Raw genomic sequence first — 6,774 nt, forward strand, 5'->3', positions numbered from 1 at the left:
TGCGGGGGCAGGCGGCGAAGGAGTGACGCACGCCGGCGGCCGGTGAGGCCGGCACGGTCTTCCCTCTCGGGTGAATGGCTTGCTGGTTCGGGGTGGCGCCGAGGAGTGCTAATCCCCATCAGGACGTAAGAGGAGCTAGTCTCCTCTTATATCGAAAGTCTACGGAGGCACTCTCCGTTTAGTCAATGTGAGGTGACCGCCATGCCTGAGAGCGCGACGAGCGGGGCTCGTGCCCCGCGGGCTGATGCCCGACGCAACCGAGATCACATCCTCGCTGTCGCCGAGCGGTATTTCTCCGATCACGGCGTCAACGGGTCGCTCGACGCGATCGCGAAACAGGCCGGCGTCGGCGCGGGGACCTTGTACCGGCACTTCCCGAACCGGGAAGCGCTGCTCGCCGCGTTACTCGCCGCGCGCGACGAGGCGCTCGTGTCCCGGCGCGATGAACTCCGTACCCGGTCGGCCGACGCCGCCGACGCACTCGAGGGCTGGCTCGACGCGCTCACCGAGTGGGCCGGCGCATTCGACGGGCTGCCGGAGCCGCTCCGCGCGGCGACGACGAGCGCTTCTCCGCTGGCCGTGACATGCCAGGGATTCATTACGACCACCGAGGAGTTCCTGCACGCCGCCCAGCGCGAAGGGAGTGCGCGCAGCGGGATCCGGGCCCGGGATCTCTTCCTGGCCGCTCTGGCCACGAGCTGGGCACGGAGTGCGGCCATGGCCGACGACGCGTCTGCCGCAGCCCTGGCCGCTCTCCTCAGAAGCGGGTGGGAGTCGACCACATCCACGACCCGCCCAACGGGCATCACCGACGACAGGTAGCCGAGAAGTCACGCTTGGTGCGGACGTGAACACTCATCAACAGCAAGGAGAGCAACATGAAGCGGATTGGAATTATCGGGAGCGGATCGATCGGGACGGCAGTCGCTCGGCTGGCCGTCGCCGCCGACTACGACGTCCTCATCGCGAACTCGCGGGGACCGGAGTCGCTCACGGACTTGATCGACGAGCTCGGCCCCCGCGCCCGGGCCGGCGAGGTCCGCGCGGCAGCGGAGTTCGGTGGCATCCCGGTTCTGGCCGTGCCGCTGGCCGCGTACCCGAACCTGCCCATCGACGCCTTCGCCGGGAAAACGGTCCTTTCCACCGGGAACTACTATCCTCATCGCGATGGCCGCATCGAGCGGCTGGACTCCCAGGACAGCACGACGGCCGAGTACGAGCAGTCGCTTCTCCCGGGCACGGTGATCGTCAAGGCGTTCAACAACATCCTTTTCCACCACATCCCGAACCTGGCACACTCCTCCCCTCGTACCGCGCTGCCGATCGCCGGGGACGACAGCGAGGCGAAGGCGCGGGTCTCCACGATCGTGAACACGCTCGGTTTCGACACCGTCGACGCCGGAACGCTCGCCGAATCCTGGAGGTTCGAACCGGAGTCCGGTGCGTACACCCCGATCTACGCCGCCGACAAGGACAAGTTCGCTGCGGACTACCTCGCCGACCCCGGAGCCCCCGTTCCGGCCGGCCACCTGCGAGAGCTACTTGCCGCCTCGCATCGTCCCGACGTCGCGGCGCGACAGTTCTGACGGCGACGCTCCAGCGCGATCTGCGTAATGCAGGATGGCGTAGGCGATACCCGAAGCCTCGTCACTGTGCGGCGGCAGGGTCGAGTTGGCCGGTAACGAGGGCCGCAGTGCGGCGATTCGAGTCAGCGCCCGCCCATCGGCCCCGCAGACGGGCAAGCCGGCAGCGACCCGCTACCCGTCGACCTGAATCGCTCCTGAACGGCGCGGCCCCCGCAGTCCGATCGGTCTGGGTCCAGGATCGGTGAACCGCACCGGATCGGCTACGACATCGTGGCGGCCGCGGACGGCACCGTTTCACAAGTTGCGAGTTCGGAGGTGGTTCACTATCCGCCATGACTTCGCCGCCTTGGAGTGTCGATGATCCGCGACCGCCGAAAACGCGGGGACTGAGCGATCTGGCCGCGCACTTGGGCGTGCCCTGGTCCTCAACCGATCCCGTCGGGGAAACTTCGATTACGGGGATCAGTCAAGATTCGAGAACGGTCGGCCCCGGGGAGGTGTACGCGGCGCTACCCGGCTCCAACCATCACGGCGCCGTCTTCGCCCTCGAAGCGGCCGCTCGCGGCGCGGTCGCCGCGATCAGCGACCGGCTCTGCGCCGCGCTACCGACCTTCGTGGTCGACGATCCTCGCCGCGTGCTGGGTCCGCTCGCCTCGTGGATCTACGGCCATCCCTCCCACGACCTCGACGTGTTCGGTGTGACCGGAACCAACGGCAAGACCAGCACGGCCTACCTGCTCAGCGCGGGCCTGCGCGGAGCAGGAATCGAAACCGGCCTGATCAGCGGCGTCACCGTCCACGGGCCCTCGGGCGCACACCCAGCCGCACGGACAACCCCCGAGGCCTGCGAACTGCAACGAACGCTGGCGGATTTCCACGCGACTGGCGCTTCCGCTGTCGCGCTGGAAGTGTCGAGCCACGCTCTCGTATTACACCGGACCGACGGGACCCGCTTCCGCGTAGGCGTTTTCACCAATCTGGGCCCCGACCACCTGGACTTCCACGACGATCTCGAAGGTTACTACTCGGCGAAAGCGAAACTGTTCTCACCCGAGCGATGTGAGTACGCCGTCATCGGCGTCGATGACGACTACGGTCGACGACTCGCCGCAGAAGTCGACATCCCCCACTGCACCTTCTCCACACAGTCCACGGCGGCCGACTTCTACGCCGACCACATCGAGGCCGACGAGCACGGCACAGCGTTTGTTGTGCACGGCGCTGACCACAGTGCCGCGGTCCGGCTCGATCTGCTGGGCCGCCATCAAGTCGACAACACCCTCGGTGCGATCGCCGCTCTCTCAGCGGCAGGAATCGATCTCGATGCGGCGATCGCGGGCATGGAAAGCCTGGAGTGCGTTCCGGGCCGGATGCAGCGGATCGATGCCGGGCAACCGTTTCTGGCGTTCGTCGACTACATGCACAACATCTCAGGCCAGCAACGACTATTCCCCTACCTGCGGTCCCTGACCAACGGCAAGATCATCGTCGTCATCGGAGCCACCGGCGAACGTGATCCGGGCAAACGCCGCCCCCTCGGCTGGACAGCAGCAACATTCGCCGACACCGTCGTCATCACCGACGAAAGCCCCTTCTCCGACGACCCGGCGCGACTCCGAGACGACGTCGCCGCCGGCGCATACGCCGCCGACCACGCCGAAGTCGTACTCGAACCCACCCGCGCCGACGCAATCGCCATGGCCGTCGCCCTTGCGCAACCCGGTGACGTCCTCGTTGTCGCCGGTCGGGGACACGACCCGGTGCAAACATACGGCGCCACGACACTCGCCTTCGACGATCGAACAGAACTCCGACACGCACTGAACCGCGCGACAGCAGACGCCCCACCCCACCGATGACTGTCCCCCTGCGAATGAATCCGCAACCGCCGCCGGCGACCCCCTCCCGGCGACCGAAAGCCACCCCTCGCCCGGCGATACCGATCGACAGGGCTCGCCGTCGATCTGCAACCGCAAACCCTCGCGCCGATCAGGTCCAACGGCGATATCACACCGAATTGAATCCATCACCATGCAGAACAACTGCTGCTATTCGCCGACCTCACCCCCGAGCCGTTCGAGCTGCAGAGTATCCAAGCACAACCGCACCGTGTCCGCACCACCTCCACGGGAAAGTCGGCGGGCGCCGTTCGAGCTCGAAGGTCCCGAGGAGGCTGTCGGTGGTCTTGTCGGCGATGACGAAATGGCCGGGAGCGGTTGTCGCATCGACGGGGCCGCCGATCGCGTCGAGGCGCTGCTCGGCGTCTTCCTGCAGCCGCGGACCTGCAGCGATGCTGAAGTCCACCGATCGGTGACGTCATAGGACACCGATGGATCCAAGTGCGGTGCGGAGCTCTTTTCGCGAGGTGATGGCGAGCTTGGTGAACACCTTGCGCAGGTGCCATTCGACCGTACGTGCGCTGATGAACAGTTCGGCTCCGATGGCGGAGTTCGTCAGCCCGTCACCGGCGAGTCTGGCGATCTGGGACCCGCATGGGTGACGTCCGGACGCCCACCCAGGAAGCGGAATACCGGGGCTCGTGCACCCGGCCCCCTTTCCCCGGGATCGGCGCGAACCGGCGTGACCTGCGAACCGCCACGGGCGCCCGGGTCGGAACATAGGCACCGGCGCTTCCTTCTTCGGCTGCGGGATCAGCACACCTGTTGCCACCGCCCCGACCGCGACGAGGGCGGCCACCATGCGTAGTCCGGATTCCACCCCTGCCTCGGCAGCCTGAACGCCCGGCATCGCATCACCCATACAGGGCCGGGCAGGGAGATAGGTGGTGACCGACACCTGTCTCACCGAGCGGGAGGTTCCGCCGATGGCATCCGGATCACGAACCCGCACCGTGCCGGCCGCTTCCAGCGCATAACCCTGCCCAGAAATCCAACCAATCACTTGCTTGGTTCACCGGCCTGAGCTACGAATTGAGCCGAGGACACCACCCACCGGCAAGAACCACCCATCACCCGAAACACACCGCAACAGTGGAGGAACCCATGGACGATTTCGGTCATCGATCCGGAGCCGCCCTGGTCCTGGGCGCGAGCGGCGGGCTGGGACGAGCGACGGCCCGGATGCTCATCGAACGCGGAAGCAACACCGCGCTGACCTACTTCCGATCGAAGCAAGCGGTCGGCGAACTCCTCGCCACCGCACACACCCACGACCGCACCGCGAATGCCTGGCAGCTCGACCTCTCCGATGCCGACCGGACAGCCGAGGTCGTGGCAGAAGCGGCGGCCGAATTCGGCGGCATCCACACCCTCGTCTACGCCGCAGGCCCCCACGTGCCGATGCTGCACCTCAGCAGAGTCCCACCCGCCGAATTCCAGCGTCAGCTGGCCGGCGACGTCGCGGGATTCTTCAACGCCACCCACGCCGCCCTACCCCACCTACGAACGAGTAAAGGCAGCATCGTCGCCATCACCAGCGCGGGAACCTCCCGGTTCCCCGTCCGCGACGCAATGTCGATCGGACCCAAAGCAGCCGTCGAAGCACTCATCCGGGCAATCGCGGCCGAAGAAGGAAAATACGGAGTACGCGCCAACAGCGTCGGCCCCGGAATGACCACCGACGGCATGGCACACAGACTCATCGGCTCCGGCGAACTCGACGAACACGCACTCGCGGTGGCCCGAACCAACATTCCCCTCCGAACCTTCGGAAACGCCGAAGACATCGCCGAAGCCGTGTGCTTCCTCGCCTCCGACCGAGCCGACTTCATCAGCGGGCAGAAACTCGACGTCGACGGCGGATACAGCGTGTGAGTTACCCTCTCCCCCTTGGTATTCCACACCGACCCACGACCAGGCAGATACATCGACCAGTGGTGAGAGGGTTTCGCTTCCAGGGCCAGTGCCACGCGTGTCCTTACCACACCGGCGACAAGAAGGGCGGCATCGTCGCGGCCGCGGACGGCGCGCTGATCGCACCCCGCCGGCAAACCTCGATGGCGCCGTGGCACCTGATCCGCACCGCGGGCGCGGATCGGGTACACGCGGGTCTGCGCGACCACTGAACCAGCCGCGACGCTGCCGGTATCTCTGCGGGCTCGCAGCGTGTCCGGAGCACCGCCGGAAAGGGCACCGAAGATAGGTGGAGCATTGTCCGGACACGCAGGACAAACGCCGCCCTGTAGCGCACGGTCCGAACCGTTACTGACCACACCACGAGCCGAGAGAGCAGGCCGGTCCCGGAGTTGGACGAGCATCACCAGGAATATGTCGGGGGGCTTCCGGATCGGGACACTCCACGTCGCTGTTGACCTGGAGCGCTCTCCAGGTCGTAGCGTGTAATCGACCCGACCACCCACGATCACAAGGGGATCACATTGGAGCTCGGCTTTCACGTACCGATTTTCGAGATCGACGGCGGGACCGCCGCCATCGCCGGGGAGTTGGCGCGCGTGGGCGCGGCCGCGGAGCAGGTAGGCGCAAGCTGGCTGTCGTTCATGGACCACTTCTTTCAGATCGAGCCCACCGGCCTGCCCGCGGAAGCGAACATGCTGGAGGGCTACACCAGTCTGGGATTCATGGCCGCGCACACCTCCACGATCGAACTCGGCCTGCTGGTGACCGGCGTGACCTACCGGCATCCCGGACTGCTCGCCAAGATCGTCACCACGCTCGACGTGCTCTCCGGTGGCCGCGCTGCGCTCGGGATCGGCGCCGCCTGGTTCGAACGTGAACATCACGGTCTCGGCGTGCCGTACCCGTCGACCGGCGAACGGTTCGATCGGCTGGAAGAGACGCTGCGGATCTGCGCGCAGATGTGGGACCCGGACAACAACGGGCCGTTCGAGGGCAAGTACTACCAGCTGGCCGAGACCCTGTGCGCGCCGCAGCCGCTGCACCGGCCGAAGGTGCTCATCGGCGGCGGCGGTGAGAAGCGGACGCTGCGGCTGGTGGCCCGCTACGGCGACGCCTGCAATCTGTTCGCGTCCAGCACGGAGGAGGTGGCGCACAAACTCGATGTGCTGCGCCGCCACTGCGACGAGGTCGGCACCGATTACGAGCGGATCCGCAAAACCGTGCTGGCGGGCAGTCCGGACCCGGCCGCGCTCGACGATTTCGTCCGGCAGATGGCCGGTTACGCCGACCTCGGGGTGCACACCGCGATCGTGATGCCGCCCGGTGGCTCGCCGGCGGCGTGGATCGACAGCGTGGGGTCGGTCGTACCGCAG

The 6,774-nt window shown here is 66.8% G+C and carries 6 protein-coding genes and 1 pseudogene; 6 read left to right on the top strand and 1 reads right to left on the bottom strand.

What is annotated here, in order from left to right:
• Positions 1 to 201: 201 nt before the first annotated feature.
• From QH195_RS12565 to QH195_RS12575, 3 genes are all read left to right on the top strand, one after another.
• Positions 202 to 822 carry a TetR/AcrR family transcriptional regulator gene (locus tag QH195_RS12565; protein WP_280435495.1) on the top strand — a complete coding sequence of 207 codons (621 nt, stop codon included), beginning with the start codon at positions 202 to 204 and terminating at the stop codon, positions 820 to 822.
• Positions 823 to 878: 56 nt separating this feature from the next.
• Positions 879 to 1,586: an NADPH-dependent F420 reductase gene (locus QH195_RS12570; RefSeq protein ID WP_280435496.1), complete on the top strand. Its 708-nt coding sequence runs from the start codon at positions 879 to 881 to the stop codon at positions 1,584 to 1,586.
• 332 nt (positions 1,587 to 1,918) lie between these two features.
• Entirely contained in the window at positions 1,919 to 3,445 is a 1,527-nt protein-coding gene (locus QH195_RS12575) for a UDP-N-acetylmuramoyl-L-alanyl-D-glutamate--2,6-diaminopimelate ligase (protein WP_280435497.1), read from the top strand.
• A 457-nt stretch (positions 3,446 to 3,902) separates the two neighbouring features.
• On the opposite strand, the pseudogene QH195_RS12580 reads toward QH195_RS12575, so the two are convergent.
• Positions 3,903 to 4,073 (bottom strand): annotated as a pseudogene (locus tag QH195_RS12580) (helix-turn-helix domain-containing protein); the annotation flags it as partial.
• Positions 4,074 to 4,588: 515 nt separating this feature from the next.
• Here QH195_RS12580 and QH195_RS12585 point away from each other — a divergent pair.
• From QH195_RS12585 to QH195_RS12595, 3 genes are all read left to right on the top strand, one after another.
• Complete coding sequence (locus tag QH195_RS12585) at positions 4,589 to 5,359, top strand: SDR family NAD(P)-dependent oxidoreductase (RefSeq protein WP_280435498.1); 771 nt, start codon at positions 4,589 to 4,591, stop codon at positions 5,357 to 5,359.
• A 62-nt stretch (positions 5,360 to 5,421) separates the two neighbouring features.
• Entirely contained in the window at positions 5,422 to 5,610 is a 189-nt protein-coding gene (locus QH195_RS12590; RefSeq protein ID WP_280435499.1) for a hypothetical protein, read from the top strand.
• A gap of 312 nt (positions 5,611 to 5,922) precedes the next feature.
• Positions 5,923 to 6,774 (top strand): LLM class F420-dependent oxidoreductase (locus QH195_RS12595; protein WP_432278494.1); only part of this gene is annotated, 852 nt, incomplete at its 3' end.

This window comes from Nocardia carnea (assembly GCF_029868855.1).
Lineage (GTDB): Bacteria > Actinomycetota > Actinomycetes > Mycobacteriales > Mycobacteriaceae > Nocardia > Nocardia carnea_A.

Bases quoted from the DNA above. Each gene is read 5' to 3' on its own strand.
- QH195_RS12565 (WP_280435495.1), top strand. From the start codon at position 202: ATGCCTGAGAGCGCGACGAGCGGGGCTCGTGCCCCGCGGGCTGATGCC.
- QH195_RS12570 (WP_280435496.1), top strand. From the start codon at position 879: ATGAAGCGGATTGGAATTATCGGGAGCGGATCGATCGGGACGGCAGTC.
- QH195_RS12575 (WP_280435497.1), top strand. From the start codon at position 1,919: ATGACTTCGCCGCCTTGGAGTGTCGATGATCCGCGACCGCCGAAAACG.
- QH195_RS12585 (WP_280435498.1), top strand. From the start codon at position 4,589: ATGGACGATTTCGGTCATCGATCCGGAGCCGCCCTGGTCCTGGGCGCG.